Origin of the sequence: Salinarimonas sp. NSM (assembly GCF_052380005.1) — a bacterium.
Classification (GTDB): Bacteria; Pseudomonadota; Alphaproteobacteria; order Rhizobiales; family Beijerinckiaceae; genus Salinarimonas.
Genome location: NZ_JBQTCJ010000023.1, coordinates 1 through 20289 on the forward strand (window position 1 = coordinate 1; position 20289 = coordinate 20289).

Below are 20289 nucleotides of genomic sequence, written 5' to 3' on the forward strand. Positions count from 1 at the left end.
ACAACGGCAAGCCAGAACAAGGCGGAGTTTCGCAGAGGAATCCTGTAGGGGAAGGAGGAAGCGCTCCGCCGGCCGCGCGCGCATACGACGGCGCGACGGATGGGGCGCGGCGCGAAAGCGACGCGTTCCGCGAAGCGGAAGCCCCGGTGTCCGGTCGGAGACGTCCGTTTCGGCTCCGCCGAACGCGCGTTCCGCGCGCCCCATCCGTCTCGCCGCTTCGCGGCGATCCACCTTCCCCTACAGGGAAGGAGAGCGGCTGCGCCGATCGCGCCGCTATCCCGCCATGCGTCGGGCCTGGATGCGGTAGACGCGTGCGGACCCGCCCTGCTCCTGGCCGAGGATGCCCGCGAGCCGGCCGGCCGCCCGCGTCGCCGCGTCGTCGCCGCGCGCCTCGCCGACGAGGGCGCCGGCTGGCGTTTCAGGGGGCTCGGCGCGCAGGGCGTGCTCGGCGGTGCGGCGGGCGGTGAGGGCGTCGTCGCGCAGGAGGAGCGTCGCCTCGGCGAGCACGCCCTCCGAGACGAGCCGCGCGGCCTCCTCGGCGAGCGCCGCGTGGGTCGCGTCGCCGCGGAAAGCCGTATCCGGCAGGCGCATCGCCACCAGCCGATCGCCCTCCCCGTCCCCGTACGACGCCGAGACGCGGCACAGGATGCGGGCGGTGTCGCGCATCAGCGGCATGACCCGGCGCGTCCACGCGCTCGGCGCATCGAGCCGCGCCGGGTAGGCGCCCTGCCCGATCGCGTCCGCATCCGCCACGTCGTAGACCGTGAGATAGCCTGCGCTCCCGTCGACGGCGATGCCGCGGCGGGCGCGCAGGAAGCCGGGGATCGCGAGGCGCTCGGCGAGGTGCTCCTCGTCGTGCCAGCGCTCGAATTCCGCCGCCGCGCCGGGCGCGACGCCGTTCCAGATGACGATGCCGGCGGCGGCGTCAGCCGCCATCGCGCGTCCCGTTGACGATCGCACGGGTGTCGCCCTCTGATCCGAGCCCTCGCGCGAGCAGCATCTCCGCCACGAGGAAGTCGAGCGGCTCATCGATATCGATGGCCTCGATCGGGTCCACGACGAGCGCAGCGGCTCGACCATCCGCGAGGAAGTTCCCGGCTCGCTTGAACTCGTCCCAGCGAATGACGACGCAGAGGTTCGACAGCTTGTAGTACTGTGGCAGTTCCTGTCGATTGAGGACGCTCTTCTCGGGTGAATAGAAGTGCGCCACGGTGCCGTGCACGTCGACCGATGCACATTTCGAGGGCGGCACCGAGACGGGGCTGATGGAGAAGACCCCCGGAAGCTCCGGCCTCCGACGGAGCAGGTCGAACCCTCGACGCAGCGTCGCGACCGTCCTCAAGGGTGCGGTCGGCTCCAGCAGGCACAGCCAATCATAGCGCCTTCCCTGCCGCTCGCACCAGTCCATGGCGTGCAGGACCGCGTCCTCCTGCTTGGAGAGGTCGGTCGCGAGGGAGTCGGGACGCAGGAAGGGCACCTGCGCGCCGGCCTCGACGGCCACGTCCTTGATGGTGGAACTGTCCGTCGACACCAGCACGTCGGTGATCTCGTCGCAGGCGAGCGCGGTCTCGATCGTGTAGGCGACCACCGGCTTCCCGCAGAGCGGCCGGGTCGCCTTGTCCCTCACCCCCTTCGAGCCGCCTCGCGCGGTGACCAGCCCGAGGCAGGGGCCGAGCGCGTCGACTTTCATGGGCTCGCCTCCCGGAAGGTGCGCTTGACGCTATCTTCGAACACGTACTCGGACACCTGCTCGAGGTATGCGGCGAGGCGGGGAGCGCGCTTCCGCAGTCGCGGGACGACCCAATCCGTCACGACATCCTTGTGGTACACGTCGATGTCATAGATCACGTAGGAAAGAAAGTTGTCGAGCTTGTCGTGGCCCTTCAGGATCATGAGGTCCATCGGCGAATGCTCTATCGTATCGTAATAGGTGTCGAGATACGACGCCTCTCGCTCCACCTCACGATTCGTGAACAGCACGTCGAGAAGCCGGCCGAGCTCGGGCGACAGGAACGCGGCCTCGACGTCGTCCTGCCCCTCCACCGCGGTCTCGCGAAAATTGTGGCACAGGCCGAGCGCCACGTCCTCATACCGCGGGATGCCGCCGCGTTCGCGCGAGAACGCGGCGGCGAGCCGGATCGGATGCGTCAAGTAGTTCGGATAGATGCGATCGAACGCGAGAGATCCCAAAGCTCCCAGAAGGCTCTCGATGCGCTCCAGGTCGTTCGCGGGCATCCCGCGCACGGACAGGTCCGCGAGCAGCGCGCGCGCGAGCGCCGCGGGATCGCACCGCAGTGACCGGAGCTTGCCGGCGATCTCGGCGTCGCGATCGCCATAGGAGAAGAAGCTCGCCGCGTCCGTCGCTGACGACATCTTCAGATCGCCTTCATGTATCCGCCGTCCACGGGCAGGTTGACGCCGTTGACGTACGCCGCAGCCTCCGACGCCAGGAACACCAGCGTGGGCACGAACTGCTCCGGCGACGCGATGTAGCCGGCGGGAATCGCGGCCCCGGCCTCGGCCAGAACCTCCTCGTAGGGCCTGCCGGACTGCTCGGCGTCTCCCCGGATCAGCCCGACGGTGCGCTCGGTCATCACGCCTCCCGTCAGGATGGCATTCACGGTGATCCCCTGCGAACCGACCTCCCGCGAGAGCGTCTTGACGTAGGCGAGGACACCCGCACGCGCCACGTTGCTCAAGGTCATCCCGGCGTCGGGCTCGCGCCCGGTGCTCGACGCGAGGATGATGATCCGGCCGAAACGGCGCTGCTTCATCGCGGGGAGTGCCGCTCGGCACATCGCGATGGTGCTCATGAGGTTCGAGGTCAGCGCCGCGAGGAGCTGCGCATCGGTGACGTCGGCCGCGCCGACGGGCTTCGGGCCCGGACCGTTCGGAACGAGGATGTCGACATGCCCGAGGTCGCGGAGCACGCGCTCCATGCACTGCGAGACGGATTCGAGGGACCCGACGTCCATGACGTAGGTCCCGACTTCCACGCCCGTCTCGGCGAGGATCTTCGCCTTGGCCCGATCCAGGTTCTCCTGCGAGCTGGACGAGATCGCGACACGTGCTCCTTCTCGCGCGAACGCCGTCGCCAGGCCGGCGCCAATCCCCTTGCTGGCGGCGGCGATGAAGACGGTCTTGTCGGCAAGGTTCAGGTCCATGTCAGCTCTCCCTCGAGCACGGCGAGCTCCAGCGCATTGCAGAGCTTCTTCTCCAGATCGTACAGCCAGTCGTCGCGGCCGGATGCGTGGGCCCCGACGATCAAGGCGACGTCGTTCCATATTCTGCGAGCGGCGGCAACGCGAACCTGGTGCGGGTCGAGCGACGGCTCGCTCGCGCAGCGGGCGACGAAGCCGGCGAACATCTGACGCGCCCGCGGCAGAGCGCGCCTGTCGAGGAATGCGGCATGGCGGGCGATCTTGAACGCGCAGTGCCCGACGGCCAGGGTGGCATCACCGATGCCGACGTCCTCGATGTCGATGAACACGGGCCCTTCCGGCGAAACGATGATGTTCGCATGCTGCATGTCATTGTGGATCGCTCGCGCCTGCACCGGAGGACGGTAGGCCGCCGCTCGATCGATCGATCGGGCCAGCAGCGCCGCGTTCTCGACGAGGCATGCGCGCGTCGTCGCGGACACGTGCGCTGCCAGCTCGCTGCCGCCCCAGAAGCTCTCACGAAGGAGCAGGCTCAGCTGCTCCTGCGGCAGATCGCCACCGCCGCTCAGCCTCGGCATCCCACGGAGCACGTCGTCGTCCAGCGCGCCGAGCTCGCGAAGCAGCACGAGACCGGCGTCGAACGCCCGCACGGGATCGTGCCGGAGCGGATCGAGGACCTCTCCCGCGATCCGGGGATACGCGATCCAGGCGCGACCGCCGTCCACCACGACGTGGCCGCCGCGCAGGGAGACCAGCGGGCGAACGACCGCGGCGTGCGCGACCGCTGCGACGGCCCGACACTGAGCCTCGATCGCGTCAGCCAGCGCCCCTTCGGCGCCGCGCACCATGACCTCGCCGCGCTCGACGCTGTCGCAGCGGACCACCGTCGATGCCACGTTGGCCTTGCGGACCGTCCTTGGCGCGCCGCGGAGCGTCAGGCCGAAAGCCCCCAGGATGCCGGCGAGCTCGGGCAGCCGCGCGGGCTCCTCCGGGAACGCGGCGTTCGTCTCGATGGAGAAGAGGGTCATGAGCCGACTACCGGCCGAGCGCCCGGGCGAAGCGCTCCATCGCCGGGTGGTCGAGGAGCTTCAGGAAGCACTCCCTGACGACCTTGGCATCGTAGAGGGCATCGTGGCGCGATGGGGAGACGCTGCGCCCCAGATAGCTCTCCCGCGCCTGGTCCGAATCGACGCCGCACGCGAAGAACAACGTGTTCAAGTCGAAGTGCTGCGTATGGTTCAGGTAGGGCGGGAGGCAATGGAGTGCGTGGAACCGCTCCAGTGACGGGAATGCGTGCTTGTACAGCTCGAACAGCAGGATGATGTCGGCGCCCTTGCCGGCGGACACGAGGTGGATGCGCTCGCCCCCGCTCAGCGTCTCCATCCATTGGCCGAGCTTCGCGTACGCGGCGTGCGACGGGATCCGGCTCTCGACCGGTATCATCGACAGCACGTTCTCGCGCAGCCAGGGCGTCACCTGCGTCTCGTCGAAGTCGGAGAGCCGCAGGTAGAGCTCGTTTCCGTCGATGTCCACCAGCCCGAGCGAGACCAGTGTCGTGTGCGCGTGCTCACCCGTGAACTCCGCATCACAGAATACGAGCTTCATCCCGCTGCTCCAGGTCGATGGCATCGCAATGCGCCGACGCGAAAACGCCGGCCCGGGTGTAGGATCTCGCGCCTCCCTTGGCAACCGGAGTTCCTTCGGCAGGGATCGCCTCGGAAACCAACCCGCCGCCGCCGTTGCGAGACGTCGAGCCGCCATGCTATCCCGCGCGGGCAGACGAGATGCTGGACGAGATCTGATCGGGTCGGGCTCTGCGCGAGCAATGATCGAATGACGTCACGCCCATGACCCTCTTCCTCGTCGCGATCGGGTTGGTCGTCCTGTTCGGCGCCGCGGGTCTCGCCTTCGTTCCCCGCACCGCCTCGGGGCCGAGGCGTGATCCGGGCGGCCCGCCGTCGCCCGATGCCCTCTACCTCGCGCCCGCACTGGGCGGCCTCGCCCTCGCGGTCGCGTCCTGGGTGGACGTGTCGCTCTTCAACGGGCTGACGGCGCTGACCTGGACGGCCGCCGGCGTGCTCGTCGCCGCCGGTCTCGTCCGGGCCCGGCGCCGCCGCCTGCTGCCGGGACCCCGCGCCTGCGCCGCGGGCGTCGCGCTCGCGCTCGGGCTCGTGGCCTTCGTCGGCTTCCCCTTCCGCAACCACATCGCCGCTCCCGGCGTCGACTCGCAGTACTACGCGTTCGTCACCTGGCTGATCGCCGGCGACGGCGGATTTCCGCGCGCGCGGTTCTGGCCGAGCCTCGACGTCGTCCAGCTCTACGTCGGCACGGCCGGGAACGAGAGCCTGGCCGCCGCGGTGATGCGTCTCACGGGGACCGACGCCTCCCTCGCCCAGCTCCACCTCGCCGTCGCCTGGGTGACGGCGGCCATGCTCTGCGCCTGGGTGATCGTGCGCCGCATCGCCCCCGACCTCCCCCGCGCCGTGGCGCTGCCCTGCCTCTTCCTCGCCTTCAACTCCGCCTTCGTCTGGCAGTACGGGGACGGCTCGTTCGCGCGCATCCCCGGCACGACGGGGCTGCTGCTCCTGGCCGCGCTCGTCTCCATCCAGCGAGATCTGCCGCGCGCCCTCGGGACGATCGGCTTTCCGCTTCTGCTCGGCGCGGTGCTGGGAGCGCTGCTCGCCGTCCACCCCCGGCTCTTCATCTGGGGGACCGTGATCCTCGGTCTCTACATGCTCGCCGAGACCTGGAGCTTCCGGCGCGAGCCCTGGATCTGGCGCCTCTGGGCCATACCGGTCGCGGCGGCCGCGACGGTCCTTCTCGTCCTCGTCGCGACGCTCGTCGACCCCGGCCCGCTCCTCGCCCGCCTCCAGGGCGGCGAGAGCGCGGCCATCCACGAGGTGCGAGACTTCCCCGCGGCCGACCTCTTGCGCGACTTCCTCCGCTTCCAGGGGTGGCTCGCCCACCTCGTCGTCGCCGCCGGCGTCCTCGTCGCGATCCTGGCGTCGCGGCGGGAACGGCCGCCCTCGATCGTGATCTTCGCGGCCGCCGCATGGCTCGGGGTGGCCGTCTTCCTCGTCGATCCGCTCGTCCAGGCGGTCGCCCCCTTCACCCGCTCGCTGATCTTCCCGTCGATGGTGACCCTCGCCGACTTCAGCGTTCCCAAGCTGGTGTTCGGTACGATCCTCGTCGGCGCTCTCTGGCAGTGGCTTCAGCGCGCGTCCGCATTCGCCGTCCGGCGCCTCGCGACGGGGTGCCTCGCGGTCCTCGTCGTCGTGGCGGCTCTCGCCGCCCTGGGGCTCCTCCCCATCGTCAACCTGCAGAACCCGACGCTGATCCGCCTCTCCTTCGGCTTCTTCCTCGCGGATCTGCCCGGCCCCTTCGGCACAGAGTACGTCTATGCCGCCGCGCTCCTCGTGGCCGCCGGCGCGTTCTGCACGGCCGCGCTGCGGATCGGCGCGCCGCGGGCGGCGACGTTGCTGTGCGCGGGCATCATGACGGCCTTCGGTGCCCACGAGGTCGTCAACGGGCGCTTCAACCGGGCGGAGCTGAGCCCCGCCCAGCGGGCCGCCTACGAATGGATCGGTCGCACGGGCGACGCCGCCACCACCCTCGTCCTGACGTCCTCGCAGCGCGACATCGCCGTGGAGGACGAGGTGGCGAACGTCGCGGGCGTGGCCCCCGACGGGCGGCCCTACGACTGGTCCCTCCCCTGGCTGCCCGTGATCTCCGACCGGGGCGCCGTCTTCAACCGGGCGAACTACGTCGCCCGCTTCACCGGCTCGATGCCGGTGGTCGCCGGCGAGCCGCCGCCGCTCGCGGCCCTCGACCGCGCCTACTGGCATCCCGCCGATCCCGAGAGCCTCGCCCTGATGCGGGCGTGGGGCGTGACGCACATCTACGTCCCCGACCGCCATCAGCCGATCCTCGCCGACGCCCTGGCCCGGGCGCCGGGCGTGACCCGCGCCTTCGCGACCCCGTCCGACGACTGGCCGACTCGCGAGAACGTCGTCTACCGTGTAGAGCCGGCACCGTGAGCCCCGCACCGCGACCCTCGCACGGGAGCACCTCGCATCCCGTCGACCGAATTCCCCCCCTCGCTCGCCTCACGACCGCGAGCCTCTCGTCTCGCGCCGGAGGACAACGCCGCGCGCCGCAGCCTCGCTTGAGCACTTCATGCCGCTGGTGTAAGCGACGACGCGCAGCGCGCGGGAAAGGTCTTCCATGAAGGTCGCCGTCATCGACTACGGCATGGGCAATCTGAAGTCCGTCATCAACGCCTTCGACAGCGTCGGTGCGGACGCGGCCATCGTCGACGATCCCGAGCGGCTCGCCCAGGCGGAGCGGATCGTGCTGCCCGGGGTCGGCGCCTTCGCGCGCGGCATGCAGAACCTGCGCGAGGGCGGCTGGTGCGAGGCGCTCGAGGACGAGGTGCGCGGGCGCGGCAAGCCGTTCCTGGGCTTCTGCGTCGGCATGCAGCTCCTCGTCGGGACCGGCCACGAGCACGGCGTCAACCCGGGGCTCGGCTGGATCGCGGGCGACTGCGTGCGCCTCACCCCGTCGGACCCGTCGCTGCGCGTGCCGCACATCGGCTGGAACGACGCCGTGATCCACAAGCGGGACGGCGTCTTCCGGGACCTCGGCGAGGCCGCGACGTTCTACTTCGTGCATTCCTACGCGGTCGTCCCGCACGACCCCTCCGTCGTCGCGGCCACCTGCGACCACGGCGGCCCGTTCGCGGCGGCCGTCGAGGTGGGCAACATCGCCGCCACGCAGTTTCACCCCGAGAAGAGCCAGCACGCCGGCCTGAAGATCATCGAGAACTTCCTCTCCTGGAGGCCGTGAGCATGCTCAAGATCCGTCTCATCCCGGTTCTCCTGCTGCAGAACGGTCTGCTCGTGCGCAGCGAGACCTTCTCGGTGCATCAGGTGATCGGCAACCCGTACTACGAGGTCAAGCGCTTCAACGAGTGGAACGTCGACGAGCTGGTCTATCTCGACATCACCCGGGACGACCGCTACGACATCGGGCGCGACGACCACAAGACCAAGGACATGGGCGGGCCGCTCGCCATCCTCGAGGCCGTGAGCAAGACCTGCTTCATGCCGCTGACCTGGGGCGGGCGCATCCGCTCGACCGAGGACATGCGCGCCGTCTTCAACGCCGGCGCCGACAAGGTCGCCATCAACTCGCAGGCGTTCCGCGAGCCGGAGCTGATCACCCGCGGCGCGGCCATCTTCGGGAACCAGGCGATGGTGGTGAGCATCGACGCCAGGCGCGAGGAGGACGGCCGCCATCAGGTCTACGTCGACGGCGGGCGCACGGCGACGGGCGTCGAGGCGACCGAGTGGGCACGCAAGGCCGAGGCTCACGGTGCGGGCGAGATCCTGCTGCAGAGCCTCGACCGCGACGGGACGGGGCGCGGCTACGATCTCGACCTCGTGCGCGCCGTGGCGGAGGCGACGACGATCCCGGTCATCGCCTGCTCGGGCGTCGGGCGATTCGAGCAGTACAAGCACGGCGTCGAGGCCGGCGCCGCCGCGGTCGCCGCCGCGAACATCTGGCATTTCAAGGAGCTCGCGGATCGACAGGGCAAGCGCGCACTCGCGCGCGCCGGCGTGAACGTACGGCTTTGAGCGATCCTGCACGTCCGGAGCCGAGATCTGGACAAGTGCACGGCGGGCGCGCTACCTGCGGGGCGACGGTCGTGCACGAATCTCCCGGCGACGTCTGCCGCACCTGGGAACCAGACCATTGACGCACCGCATCGGCCCGGGCCACGCGAGCCACGTCGCCATCATGCTGGGATGGCTGCTCGCCTACAACGTCGTCCTCCAGCTCGCGGGGGTGACGCGCACGATCCAGATCTGGGATCCCGTGATCCTGACGCAGATCCTCAACCCGCTCACCATCCTCCTCCTCGTCCTCGTCCCCGGCGACAAGAGCTTCCTGCTTCCCCGCGGCCCGATGCAGGCGCTCCTCCTGGCGAGCGTCGCCTTCGCGGCCGCCGTCGGGCTCGTGGGCATGCTGCTCGGCCAGGCGTTCAGCCTCCGCTATGCCCTCTCGGCGCTGTTCAACGGTGCCGCCGCCTACGTCGTCTACAGCCTCGGCCGGGCCCTGCCCTCCCCGATCGCGGGAGCGCCGTCGTTCCGGCTCATCGCCTGGGCGGCGCTCGTCGCGGCCTTCCTCAGCATCACGGCCGTCATCGCGTTCGACCGGCTGGGCTTAGTCCAGCGCTTCTCCGCGGACGCGTACAACCAATTGCTGCCCTTCGCCTATTTCCTACCGGGGACCATGCTGGCGGCGTTGGCGACCCTGCTGCCCATCATCCTGTCGAACAAGCGCGGCGCGATCCTCATGGTGATCGCCGTCGGCGCCCTGTTCGTCGCCGCGCGCCTGGGCACGACCCGAATCGACCCGAAGCGCGCGATCCCTCTGGCGCTCGCCGCGCTCGCCGCCGGCGTGGTCGTCCTCGTCGTCGCCGCACCGCATCTGCAGAACACGCTCTGGCCCCGCGTCGTCGGCTTCCTCGAGGCCTCCTCGCTGGCGGAGCTGGACGTCGTCTCCGGCGGCCGGCTCGCGGAGCTGCGTGCGGCCTTCGCCGATCTGAGCCCGATCCAGTTCCTGCTCGGCGGCGGAGCCGGATACTTCTATGCCTGGGAGTACGGCACGGAGGTCATCCTCCAGCACAACGTCCACTTCTCCCCCGCGACGCTGGCGCTGCGCTACGGAGTCCCGTTCGCCATCCTGTTCTACGGTTTCGTAGGATGGGTGCTGCTGCGCGGGCTGATCGAGGCGCGCCTCGCGCGCTGGGACCGGGCGCGGCTCTTCCCGCTGCTCTACGTCGGCGGCGCCGCCGCCTACAGCCTCACCGCGTTCTCCATCCACATCGACCTGTTCTTCCTGCTGTGCCTCGGGCACCTCGTCACGGTCACCCGGCGGAGCACGGCGGAGCGCCGTGCTCGTCGGCCGGGATCGGAGACGCGCGAGACCGCCGGGGAACCGCAAGGCGGGTAGAGGCTCAGGCCGCGGCACGCTCCAGCACGCGCGGGATCTCCTCGACGCACCGTGCGAGCTGATCGGGCGTGATCGTCGGGTGGACGAGGAAGGAGATGCTCGTCTCACCGAGTTCGCGCGCCACCGGCAGGCCGCCGTCCGGCCGCCACCCCGTGCCGTCGAAGGCGCGCTCGAGATAGACCTCCGAGCAGGCGCCCTGGTAGCAGGGGACCCCGGCGGCGACGATCTCGGCGACGACCCGGTCGCGGTCCCAGCCCGCACGCAGGTTCTCGGCCCGGACGTAGGCGTAGAGGCGGTAGTACGCGTGCGTCGTCAGGCCGTTGCTGCCGTCGCCCGCGCTGCCGAGCACCGGGAGCCGGATCGGTCCCCCGTCGCCCGAGAACGGCCGCATCGCCTCGATCAGCGCATGGGCGTTGGCGGTGCGCGCGCGCGTCCACTCCTGCATGCGGGCGAGCTGGATGCGGCCGATCACCGCCTGCATCTCCAGCATCCGCCAGTTCGTGCCGAAGGTCTCGTGCAGCCAGCGGAAGCCCGGCGCGTGCTTGCGCTCGTAGACGGCCTCCCAGCTCTTGCCGTGATCCTTGTAGGACCACATGCGCGACCACAGCTCGCGGTCGTCGGTCGTGACCATGCCGCCTTCGCCGCCGGTCGTCATGATCTTGTCCTGGCAGAAGGACCAGGCACCGACGTCGCCGATCGTGCCCACGGAGCGCCCGCCGTAGAGCGCGCCGTGCGCCTGCGCGCAGTCCTCGACGACCTTGAGCCCGTGCTCGCGCGCCAGAGCCATGATCGGATCCATGTCGCAGGGCCAGCCCGCGAGATGAACCACGAGGATCGCGCGCGTGCGCGGCGACAGCACGGCCGCGATCGTCTCGGCCGTGATGTTGCCGCTGTCGCGGTCGACGTCGGCGAAGACGGGGGTCGCGCCCACGTTCGCGACGCAGGACACCGAGGCCATGAACGTGCGCGGCGTGACGATGACCTCGTCCCCGGGCCGGATCCCGAGCGCGACCAGCGCGATGTCGAGGGCGAGCGTGCCGTTGGCCAGCGAGACCGCGTGCGCGCTGCCGGCCCAGGCCGCGAACTCGCGCTCGAAGGTGCGGCACTCCTCGCCCGTCCAGTAGTTCACGCGGTTGGATGCCAGGACCCGCGCGACGGCCGTGCACTCCTCCTCGGAGAAGCTCGGCCACGGGGAAAGCTGCGTATTGAGCACCCTATGTCTCCTTGACCAGAGGTCGCGCCGGATTGCCGACGACCGTCACGCCCGCGGGAACGCTCCGCGTCACCACCGCACCCATGCCCACGACCGCGCCGCGGCCCACGACGAGCGGCGCACCGGGCTCGCCCTGACGCAGGACCGCGCCCGAGCCGATGTAGGCGTGGTCCTCGACGACCACGTTGCCGTTGCACTTCACACCGGGCGCGAAGGTAACCCAATCGCCGATGACGCAGTCGTGCTCCACGTAGGAGCCGATATTGGCGTGGAAAGCCCGGCCGATGCGAATGTTCGACGTCAGCGTCACGAAGGGCGACAGCACGGCGCCCGCACCGATCTCGACGTCGTCCATGATCACGACGTCGCGGGCGCTCACCGTGACGATCTCCACGCCGTGCGCCACGCATCGCTCGACGAGCCGCATGCGCACCTGCGAGTTCGCGATGCCGATGCACGCCGCCTTCGCCGGCGCCGGATGCGCGAGAAACGCCTCGAAGCTCAGGACGTCGTGGCCGTTGACGCGGTAGCCGTTCGCGCCGTCGTCGACGAAGACCGGCTCGAGCACGTGGCCCGCGCGCTCGCCTCCCCGCGTGAAGCCGATCTGCTCGCGCAGGAGCGGCATGATGCCGCGACCACAGCCGCTCGCGCCGTAGACCGCGTGAAGCGTCACGATCCCTCTCCCGGCCGGCGTGCCTCGCCCGTCTCGGACGCGCGTCCTCGGAACTTGCCCATCGTCGCCTCGCCCTGCGCGCTGATTCCCTCCCGCACGAGGACCTTGCGGACCGTCATGAGCAGGATCTTGAGGTCGAGCGCGAGGCTCGCGTTGTCGACGTACCAGACGTCCATCGCGAACCGCTCCTCCCAGCCCACCGCGTTGCGGCCGTTCACCTGCGCCCAGCCGGTGAGGCCCGGGCGGACCTCGTGCCGGCGGGCCTGCTCCGGCGTGTAGAGGGGCAGGTACTCCATCAGCAGCGGCCGCGGGCCGACGAGGCTCATGTCCCCCTTGAGCACGTTCCACAATTCCGGCAGCTCGTCGAGGCTCGTCGCGCGCAGGGCCCGCCCGAAGCCCGTCAGGCGCTCGGCGTCCGGCAGCGGGGCGCCGGACGCGTCGAGGGCGTCGCGCATCGTCCGGAACTTGAGCATGCGGAACGGCCGCCCGCCGAGACCGGGCCTCTCCTGCACGAAGAGCACCGGCGAGCCGAGCTTGCGCCGGACCAGGACGGCGACGACGGCGATGACCGGCGCGAGCAGGATCAAGGCCGTCCCGGCGAGGATCACGTCGAGCGCCCGCTTCATCGCCCGGCGACCTCCTCGAGGACGTCGACGAAGCATCCCGCCAGCGTGCGACGGTCGAAACGCTCCTGCGCCAGCCTGCGACCGGCGGCCGCCATGGCCGGCAGGCGGGCCCGATCGTCGGCGAGGTCGATGAGGGCCTGCGCGAACGCGCCCGCGTCGCCGGGCGGGACCGCGACGCCGCAGCCGGTCTCCTCGACCATCCCGGCGACCCAGCCGGGATAGTTGTTGAGCACCGGAATGCCCGCCGCGATGTAGTCGAAGAACTTGTTCGGCGAGGTTCCGTAGTAGAAGGCCGGAATGTTCTGGAGGACCATCAGCCCGACGTCGACGCGCTGCATGAAGGCCGCCAGCTCGCGCTTGGGCATCGGGTCGAGGAAGGTGCAGTTCTCGAGCCCTTCGGCCTCCGCGCGGGCGACGAGCGCCGGCTTGCGCCCCCCGTCGCCGACGAGCACGATGCGGATGTCCTCGCGACCTCTACGGATCAGCTCGCCCGCGGCGTCGAGGACGGCGTCGAGCCCGTTGGCGAGGCCGAGCGTGCCGGTGTAGGCGGCGACGAGCGGCTCTCCGGAGGGAACGCGGTCGCCGGGCGCGAACAGGTCGAGATCGCAGCCGTTCGGGATGAGCGTCACGCGCTCCGGCGGCACGCCGCGGCGCGTGATGCCCTCGATCATGCCCGGCGACAGGCCGATGCAGTGCGACGCCGCCCGGTAGGACGCCCATTCGAGCGCGCTCATCGCGGCGAGGAGCACCGGGTTGCGGATGACGCCCATGGCCCGCGGCAGCTCCGGCCACAGGTCGCGCACCTCGAAGACGAAGGGCTTGCGCCGCAGGAGGCGCGCGAGGATTCCCGGAATCCCGGCGGTCAGCGGCGTCGATGTCGCGAAGACGACGTCGTAGTCGCGACGCAGGGCGATCGCCGAGCTCCGGAGCGCGAACTCGAGGAAGCGGAAGGCGCGCCGAGCGAGACCGTCGTGGTTGCTGTAGGGCAGCTCGAGCTCGATCACCTCGATGCCGTCGACGCGGCCGGTGCGCCGCCCGTTGCGGAATGCGCCGTCGAGCCCCGTGCGGCCCGCCTTGTAGCTGCCACAGACCATCGTGACCGCGTGCCCTTCCGCGATCAGCCGGCGCGCGAACTCGTAGGACCGCACGCCCGTGGACCCATCGGGCGTCGAGAAATGCTGGTGATAGTAGAGGACGTGCATTCAGCCGGTCGCCTCTGGGAACGCACCTGCGAGCGTCATCACCGTCGTGAACGAAAAGGAGCCGGATCCGCGCGCGGCGACTTCGTAGACCGGAAGGCGTTCGGTTCGCAAGTAGCGGGTGCTGAGCGCTCCGCCGACGACCGCGCGCACGGCGCCGTCCGGCGCGGTCACGGCGATGTCGAGCAGCGTCGAGCGCACGCCGGAGGCCGTCTGGCTCCACTCCAGCTCCGGCGCGAGGCGCCAGCGCAGGACCGCCCCGCTCCGTGCGCCGGTGATCTCGTCGCTCACGTCGATGCGCCCTGGCGCCATGCGCACCGTGCGCCGGTGCCGCACGCCCTCCCCGTCACGATAGCCACTCGCGAGCATGCAGCCCTCGTCGTCGGCGTCGAGGCGCGCCTTCGGGTCCTCGACGAGCCAATCGCCGAAGAGGAAGCGGCCGATGCGCGGCATCTGGCTGCGCCCATCCACCTCGATCGTGTTGTGGCTCCGCGTCCCCACGAAGTAGTCGTAGGTCTCTTCCGGAGCGTTGTAGCTGTAGGTTCCCGCATCCGGCAGGACATTGACGCCCGCGACCCAGAGGTCGAGATGCAGCGCATCCGCCTGGGCAGGCCTGAAGCGGTAGACGGGCAGCCGAACGACGGCGCGCACGGAAGGCGCCGACGGCAGCGCGAGGACGGCCCAGCCTCCCGCGGCGAAGAGACGTGCCGTCCCGGCGGGCCGTGCCTCGGCCGGACGCGCTGCCGCCGGGAGATCGAGCCACCGCGCCGCGTCCTCCCAAGGGCCGGGCCCGAACAGGTCGCGATTCTCGAAGACGCGCGCGGCCAGCTGGAGGCAGAAGCGGAAGTCGCCGTAGCGGGGGCCGGCGAGCTTGAACAGGTCCGTGCCGTCGTTGCCGCCGATCAGCGGCGCGCCGCCGCCGTCCGCATCGACCATGGCGTCGAGCCACGCGATCATCAGGCGCGTGCGCTCGCCGACGACCGGCGGCAGCGCGGGCGCGTCGAGCCAGCGCCGCCAGAGCTCGGCGATCGTGAACGTCTCGAGCACGATCCGGTGGTAGGTCACCGAATGCTCGGAGAAGCTGCCGTCCTCCGCGACCAGCCGCCGTGCCCGGTCGCCGAGCCATGCGGCGCCGGCATCCCGCCAGCGCCGCGCGGCCCGCCCGACCGCGCTTCCCGCGTCCACATGGCGCCCGAGCCAGGCGCCACCGATGTAGAGCGCCGCCGCCTCGCTGGTGCCGTGGTTGTTGTCCTGGGCGATCGCGTAGCGGATCGTGGGACGGATGCGGCGGCAATGCTCGGCCACGAACGAAACGAGCCCGGGCTCCGGCCGCTCGTCCTCGCCCAGGAGGCGCGCGGCGAGCAGGACCTGGAAGAGCCGATAGGACGTCTCCTGGCCGCATTTCCAGTTGACGCCGCCGCAGGCCGGGTTGTGCGTCCGCCAGTCCTCGCACCAGCGTCTCAGGAGGTCGGCGTGACGCCGGTCGCCCGTGATCCGCCACGCCTGTGCGAGGACGAGCGCCCAATCGAACCGCGAGGCTTCCCAAGCGGCCTTGATGTCTCCCGATGCACCGAACTCGTGGATGTGAGACCAGTGCCGCGTCTCGTCCCCGAGCGCGCTGCCCGTGACGGGATCGACCTGCCAGCGCGGCGGATCGCCGACCTCGTGGAGCGCGTCGGAGAAGAGCCGGATGCGCCCCTCCGCCAGCGCATCCGCCTCGGCGAGGATCGCGTCCGCGCCCCGCAGGCCCTCGGGCGCGGGCCGGGGATCGCCAGCGAGCCGGAACAGCGGCGCGCCCGGCGCCGGCTGCACGGGCATGGCGCGGGCGACGAGACCCGTGCGCACCGCGAGGCGGTAGGCGACGACCGTGGCGACCTGCGGCAATCCGAGCCTGACAGCCGTCGGCCAATGTCGGCGGGCTGCATCGAGCATCTGTCTGACCCTTCGCTGTGTGGCCGTTGTTCTCGGGCGAGACGTCGGCGCGGAGCCGACCCGCCTCACAGGCTCCAGTACGTCAGGCCCGGCGGGACGTCCGCCGGATCGAGGATCGACTTCACGTCGACCACCACGCCGCCCTCCCGCACGCGGGCGAGCAGCGCCGCGGGTGGCGTCTCGCGGTAGGCGCGGTGCGGAACGGCGAGGACGAGCGCGTCGAGCGCATCGAGCTCCTCGAGCCGACGCAGGGTGACGCCGTGCTCCCGCAGCGCGTCCTCGGGTCGCGCGGCGGCATCGTGGACGAGGCATTCCATGCCGAACTCCCGCAGCTCGGCGACGATGTCGACGACGCGGCTGTTGCGCAAGTCCGGCACGTCCTCCTTGAAGGTGAGCCCGAGGATCCCGACCCGCCCGCCGGCGACGGGGCGCCCGGAGCGGATGACGAGCTTGACCAGCTTCTGGGCGATGAAGCTCCCCATGCCGTCGTTGATCCGTCTGCCGGCCAGGATCACCTGCGGGTGGTATCCGATCCGCTCGGCGAGAGCGGTGAGGTAGTAGGGGTCGACGCCGATGCAATGGCCGCCGACGAGCCCGGGCTTGAAGTCGAGGAAGTTCCACTTCGTGCGCGCCGCCGCCAGCACGTCGCGGGTCGGCACGTCGAGGCGGTCGAGGATCATCGACAGCTCGTTGACGAAGGCGATGTTGAGGTCGCGCTGGGTGTTCTCGATGACCTTCGCCGCCTCGGCGACGCGGATCGACGGCGCCTTGTGGAGCCCCGCCTCGACGACGCTGCCGTAGACCGCGCAGACGCGCGCCAGCGCGCTCTCGTCCTGCGCGGACACGACCTTGACGATGCGCGCGAGCGTATGCTCCCGGTCGCCCGGGTTGATCCGCTCCGGGGAGTAGCCGAGCTTGAAGTCGACGCCCGGCGCGAGGCCCGAGACGCGCTCGAGGATCGGCCCGCAGAATTCCTCGGTCACGCCGGGATAGACGGTCGACTCGAACACGACGAGCCCGCCGGGGCGAAGCGCGCGCCCGACGGCCTCGCAGGCGCTGCGCAGCGGCTCCAGGTTCGGCCGCCGATCCTCGTCGATGGGCGTGGGCACGGCGACGATGAAGAAGGTCGTGCCGTCGAGGTCCGCCGGGTCGTTGGTCGCGTGGAGGCCCGACGCGACGAGCTCCTCTCGGCTCACCTCCCCGGTGTCGTCCGCCCCGGCGCGGATGCGCTCCACCCGTCCGCGATCGACGTCGTAGCCGACGGTGCCGGGATGGCGCTGCGCGATCAGGGTCGCCACCGGCAGGCCGACGTAGCCGAGCCCGACCACGCCGATCCGCTCGGCGCCGACGGCCTCCTCCGCTCGCATCTCTCCCGCACCCCCGCTCATGCCGTCACCCCTTCCCGCCGCGCCCACAAGGTCGTGGCCAGCACCAGCCAGAGCAGATGCGATTCGTCGGTGCGCCGCTCCCGATGGGCCCCGAGCTTCCCCGCGACGAAGCCCGGATCGAAGATCGCCTGCCGCGCCAGCGTCTCGGGCGTCAGCACGTCGTCGACGAGCGTGCGCGCCGAGCCGTTGATCCACTCGCCCGCGGGCGCGTTGAAGCCGCGCTTCGCCCCGTGCAGGACGTGCGCCGGGAGCCGGTGGGCGAAGGCGCGCTTGAGCCCCGACTTCTGCTCGATGCCCGGGCGCGGCGAGAGCCGCACGCGCCGCCGCGCCTCGTCGCCGAGCGCGAGCGTCTGCGCGACGTAGTCGTGGTTGAGGAACGGCACCCTGATCTCGAGACCGTGAGCCATGCCGACGCGGTCCATCTTCACGAGACCGTCGTTGGGCAGGTAGATGCGCGTGTCGACGGCACACAGCCGCTGGAGGTCGGTGCCGACGTCGATCTCGCCGAGCGCCGCGCCGTAGCTCTCCGAGACGGGGTCCGGCAGCGCGCGGATCTCGGCGGCGAGATCCGGGTGAAGCAGGCCCGAGAACAGCTCCGGGCGCACGATGATCCGCCAGACGCCGTGACGATCGGCGCCGGGCCGGCGCGCGCCGTAGAGGAAGCGCTGCCAGCGCTCGCGCCAGTCGTTCTTGCGGAAGCCCGCGGGCTTGGCGTCGACGAAGCCGCCGAGCCGGGCGAGGAGCGCGGGCGGCACGAGGCGGTTCACCGGGGCCGCGAGGAGGCTCGCCGGATAGGTCGGGTAGCCTGCGAGCAGCTCGTCCGGCCCGTCGCCGGAGAGGATCACCTTGACGTCCCGGGCCGCGCGCGCCGCGAGATGCCAGGTGGCGATGAAGGAGGGGTTCGGCGTGATCTCGCCCGAATGCGTCATGACGCGCTCGACGAGGTCGGCGAAGCCCGTGTCCGGCAGTTGCTCCACGTGCGGCCGGAGCCCGAGCGCACGCGCTGCGCCCACTGCGTCCGGCGCCTCGTCGAAGTTCGCGACCGGGAAGCTCATCACGTAGGCGTCGAGGGCGGCACCCGTGGCATCCGCCGCGCAGGTCGCGACCACGTTGGAATCGACGCCCGCGGACAGGAAGACGCCGACCGGCACGTCGGCGACGAGGGTCTTGCGGATCGTCTCGCAGGTCGCGCGCTCGAACGCCTGCGGATCGAACGGGGTGGGGCTCGCCGGGGGCGAAGCCGCCCAGTAGCGCCAGCCCCGGCTGCCCCGTGCATCGATGCGCAGCGCCTCCCCCGCCGGCAGGCTCGCGACGCCCGCGACGCAGGTGTGCGGATCGAGGTCCGCCGCGAAGGTGAGCATGTCGAGGAAGCCGGCACGGTCGAGCCGGGGCTCCACCGCGCGGCTGCGCGTGAGCGCCTGCATCTCCGAGGCGAAGACGAGACGGCGCTCGTCCAGCGCGTAGAGCAGCGGCTTGATCCCCAGAGGATCGCGCGCGAGCAGCACGCTGCGGTCGCGCGGGTCCCAGAGCGCGAAGGCGAACATGCCGACGAAGCGCGGCAGGCAGGCCGCACCCCAGGCGAGGTAGCCCGCGAGCACGACCTCCGTGTCCGTCTCGGTCTCGAAGCGGTAGCCGCCGGCGGCGAGTTCCTGCCTCAGCTCCTTGTAATTGTAGATCTCGCCATTGTAGGTGATGGCGACGCCGGTCGCCGCGTCCAGCATCGGCTGGCGCCCGCGCGGGTGCAGGTCGATGATCGACAGCCGTCGGTGGCCGAGGCAGACGGGGCCGTCCGTCCAGACATGGCCGTCGTCCGGGCCGCGGTGGCGGATGTGGTCGGTGATCTCGCCGACGAGCGCGGTCGCCGGCGGAGACCCGTCACGCGAGAGCCAGCCGGCTATGCCGCACATGTCGAGCGACCCTCGGGACGGGCGCGGGCGTCGAGGGCGCATCCGCGATCGGTGTTGAGGACGGGCGGCATCGCTGGCGGGAACCCATCGCGCATGACGTGGCTCGGGGAGTATGGTCGGTCGACCCGGCTCGGGCCGTGGAGCGCCCTGCCGCGACGCGTCCTAGCGCCGTTCGGCGCCTTTGACAAATGCGCGGCCGCGACGCTACTCCCCGCTTCCCGCCCTCGAGCCGATGCGAGCCCATGCCGGACGCGAGACGAAAGAAGATCGTGGCGATCGTCTGCCGCGGACTGAACGGCAAGATCCTCGTCGGCGGCCTCCTCGCCCGCGACCCCGCGGCGATCGACGTCCTCGTCGAGGTGCCGATCGTCCCGCGCTCGCCCAAGACCGGCAGGGCTATGGCGGGGACGTCGAAGCGGCTCAAGCGTGCACCGCTCGGCTACCTGCTCTTCCAGATCCTGGTGTTCCACGTCTCGGCGGCCCTCTCGATGCTCGCCGGACGATCGGTCGTGCGGATGGCGAGGCGTGCCGGGATCCCCGTGCGCCGCGTCTCCGTCTCGGACGAGGCGTTCGTCGCCTGGCTCGCACAGGAGGCCCCGGACCTCGTCATCAACGCGAGCGCGCTCATCCTCACCGCGCCGATCATCGCGGCCGCGCGCGACGGCGTGCTCAACAGCCATGCCGCGCGCCTGCCGGAGTTTCGTGGACCCGCCAACGCCTTCTGGATGCTCGACGAGGGCGTCGAGGAGGCGTGCGGGACCGTGCACCTCGTCGATCCGGGCGTCGACAGCGGACCCATCGTGGCGCTGACGCCGCCGCGGCCGGTGACGCGCGACACGACCGTGCTGGAGCTGTGGACGGTGCTGCGCGAGGATCTCGCGCACTCGTTGTCGGACCGCGTCGCGGCCTATCGTGCGGGCACGCCGCTCCAGGCCACGCCGCAGGACGAGAGCCGCGCCGTCCAGCGCTCCTTCCCGGAGGGGGACGTCCTGCGCCGCATCCGCGCGCGCGGGCACCGTATCGCGCGACTGCGTGACGTCTGGCGGATCGTCGTCCTATCGATGTCGTCGGGACGTTGAAGGGTTGCCGCGCGTCGCTCGGGGCACGCTTCGAGCGCGACACTGGTGACGACGAAGCAGATCGTCGTCGTGACTGGGTGAATTGACGAGAGCG

Annotated in this window: 18 protein-coding genes; 5 read left to right on the forward strand and 13 right to left on the reverse strand. The window is 70.9% G+C overall.

The features are described 5' to 3' along the window. Positions 1 to 273 precede the first annotated feature (273 nt). The 6 genes from ACTZWW_RS10415 to ACTZWW_RS10440 all read right to left on the reverse strand — a co-directional run bounded on the left by ACTZWW_RS10415 (position 274) and on the right by ACTZWW_RS10440 (position 4766). Positions 274 to 936 carry a hypothetical protein gene (locus tag ACTZWW_RS10415; protein ID WP_444780887.1) on the reverse strand — a complete coding sequence of 221 codons (663 nt, stop codon included), beginning with the start codon at positions 934 to 936 and terminating at the stop codon, positions 274 to 276. Next, positions 926 to 1690, reverse strand: a complete 765-nt coding sequence (locus tag ACTZWW_RS10420; RefSeq protein ID WP_444780888.1) for an acylneuraminate cytidylyltransferase family protein — start codon at positions 1688 to 1690, stop codon at positions 926 to 928. Before ACTZWW_RS10420 ends, ACTZWW_RS10415 begins: the two co-directional genes overlap by 11 nt. Beyond that, complete coding sequence (locus ACTZWW_RS10425) at positions 1687 to 2235, reverse strand: hypothetical protein (protein ID WP_444780889.1); 549 nt, start codon at positions 2233 to 2235, stop codon at positions 1687 to 1689. The genes ACTZWW_RS10420 and ACTZWW_RS10425 overlap by 4 nt, the downstream gene beginning before the upstream one ends. Positions 2236 to 2375: 140 nt before the next feature. After that, positions 2376 to 3164 carry an SDR family oxidoreductase gene (locus ACTZWW_RS10430; RefSeq protein WP_444780890.1) on the reverse strand — a complete coding sequence of 263 codons (789 nt, stop codon included), beginning with the start codon at positions 3162 to 3164 and terminating at the stop codon, positions 2376 to 2378. Continuing rightward, a complete protein-coding gene (locus ACTZWW_RS10435) occupies positions 3155 to 4189 on the reverse strand; it encodes a hypothetical protein (RefSeq protein WP_444780891.1) in 1035 nt (344 codons plus the stop codon). Before ACTZWW_RS10435 ends, ACTZWW_RS10430 begins: the two co-directional genes overlap by 10 nt. A gap of 7 nt (positions 4190 to 4196) precedes the next feature. Continuing rightward, positions 4197 to 4766: a hypothetical protein gene (locus ACTZWW_RS10440; RefSeq protein ID WP_444780892.1), complete on the reverse strand. Its 570-nt coding sequence runs from the start codon at positions 4764 to 4766 to the stop codon at positions 4197 to 4199. 242 nt (positions 4767 to 5008) lie between these two features. Here ACTZWW_RS10440 and ACTZWW_RS10445 point away from each other — a divergent pair, with 242 nt between their 5' ends. The 4 genes from ACTZWW_RS10445 to ACTZWW_RS10460 all read left to right on the forward strand — a co-directional run bounded on the left by ACTZWW_RS10445 (position 5009) and on the right by ACTZWW_RS10460 (position 10178). Further along, positions 5009 to 7198, forward strand: coding sequence for a hypothetical protein (locus tag ACTZWW_RS10445; protein WP_444780893.1), 2190 nt, complete (start codon positions 5009 to 5011; stop codon positions 7196 to 7198). A gap of 187 nt (positions 7199 to 7385) precedes the next feature. Next, the gene (gene hisH, locus ACTZWW_RS10450; RefSeq protein ID WP_444780894.1) at positions 7386 to 8006 is read left to right on the forward strand and encodes an imidazole glycerol phosphate synthase subunit HisH; all 621 of its coding nucleotides are present in this window, start codon (positions 7386 to 7388) and stop codon (positions 8004 to 8006) included. A gap of 2 nt (positions 8007 to 8008) precedes the next feature. Beyond that, on the forward strand, positions 8009 to 8797 hold the full coding sequence (gene hisF, locus ACTZWW_RS10455; RefSeq protein ID WP_444780895.1) for an imidazole glycerol phosphate synthase subunit HisF: 789 nt from the start codon (positions 8009 to 8011) through the stop codon (positions 8795 to 8797). Between the two features lie 118 nt (positions 8798 to 8915). Further along, positions 8916 to 10178 carry a hypothetical protein gene (locus ACTZWW_RS10460; protein WP_444780896.1) on the forward strand — a complete coding sequence of 421 codons (1263 nt, stop codon included), beginning with the start codon at positions 8916 to 8918 and terminating at the stop codon, positions 10176 to 10178. A gap of 4 nt (positions 10179 to 10182) precedes the next feature. Here the strand turns inward: ACTZWW_RS10460 and ACTZWW_RS10465 are convergent, their stop codons facing one another. The 7 genes from ACTZWW_RS10465 to asnB form a co-directional block, all read right to left on the reverse strand. Further along, on the reverse strand, positions 10183 to 11391 hold the full coding sequence (locus tag ACTZWW_RS10465) for a DegT/DnrJ/EryC1/StrS family aminotransferase (protein WP_444780897.1): 1209 nt from the start codon (positions 11389 to 11391) through the stop codon (positions 10183 to 10185). Position 11392: 1 nt separating this feature from the next. Continuing rightward, entirely contained in the window at positions 11393 to 12064 is a 672-nt protein-coding gene (locus ACTZWW_RS10470) for an acetyltransferase (RefSeq protein WP_444780898.1), read from the reverse strand. Further along, entirely contained in the window at positions 12061 to 12690 is a 630-nt protein-coding gene (locus ACTZWW_RS10475) for a sugar transferase (protein ID WP_444780899.1), read from the reverse strand. The genes ACTZWW_RS10470 and ACTZWW_RS10475 overlap by 4 nt, the downstream gene beginning before the upstream one ends. After that, a complete protein-coding gene (locus ACTZWW_RS10480) occupies positions 12687 to 13892 on the reverse strand; it encodes a glycosyltransferase family 4 protein (RefSeq protein WP_444780900.1) in 1206 nt (401 codons plus the stop codon). Before ACTZWW_RS10480 ends, ACTZWW_RS10475 begins: the two co-directional genes overlap by 4 nt. Further along, on the reverse strand, positions 13893 to 15821 hold the full coding sequence (locus tag ACTZWW_RS10485; RefSeq protein ID WP_444780901.1) for an alginate lyase family protein: 1929 nt from the start codon (positions 15819 to 15821) through the stop codon (positions 13893 to 13895). A gap of 65 nt (positions 15822 to 15886) precedes the next feature. Then, positions 15887 to 17209, reverse strand: a complete 1323-nt coding sequence (locus ACTZWW_RS10490) for a nucleotide sugar dehydrogenase (RefSeq protein ID WP_444780902.1) — start codon at positions 17207 to 17209, stop codon at positions 15887 to 15889. Further along, complete coding sequence (gene asnB / locus ACTZWW_RS10495; RefSeq protein WP_444780903.1) at positions 17206 to 19116, reverse strand: asparagine synthase (glutamine-hydrolyzing); 1911 nt, start codon at positions 19114 to 19116, stop codon at positions 17206 to 17208. The genes ACTZWW_RS10490 and asnB overlap by 4 nt, the downstream gene beginning before the upstream one ends. 242 nt (positions 19117 to 19358) lie before the next feature. On the opposite strand from asnB, the gene ACTZWW_RS10500 reads away from it, so the two are divergent. Next, a complete protein-coding gene (locus ACTZWW_RS10500) occupies positions 19359 to 20195 on the forward strand; it encodes a formyltransferase family protein (RefSeq protein ID WP_444780904.1) in 837 nt (278 codons plus the stop codon). Positions 20196 to 20289: the final 94 nt, after the last annotated feature.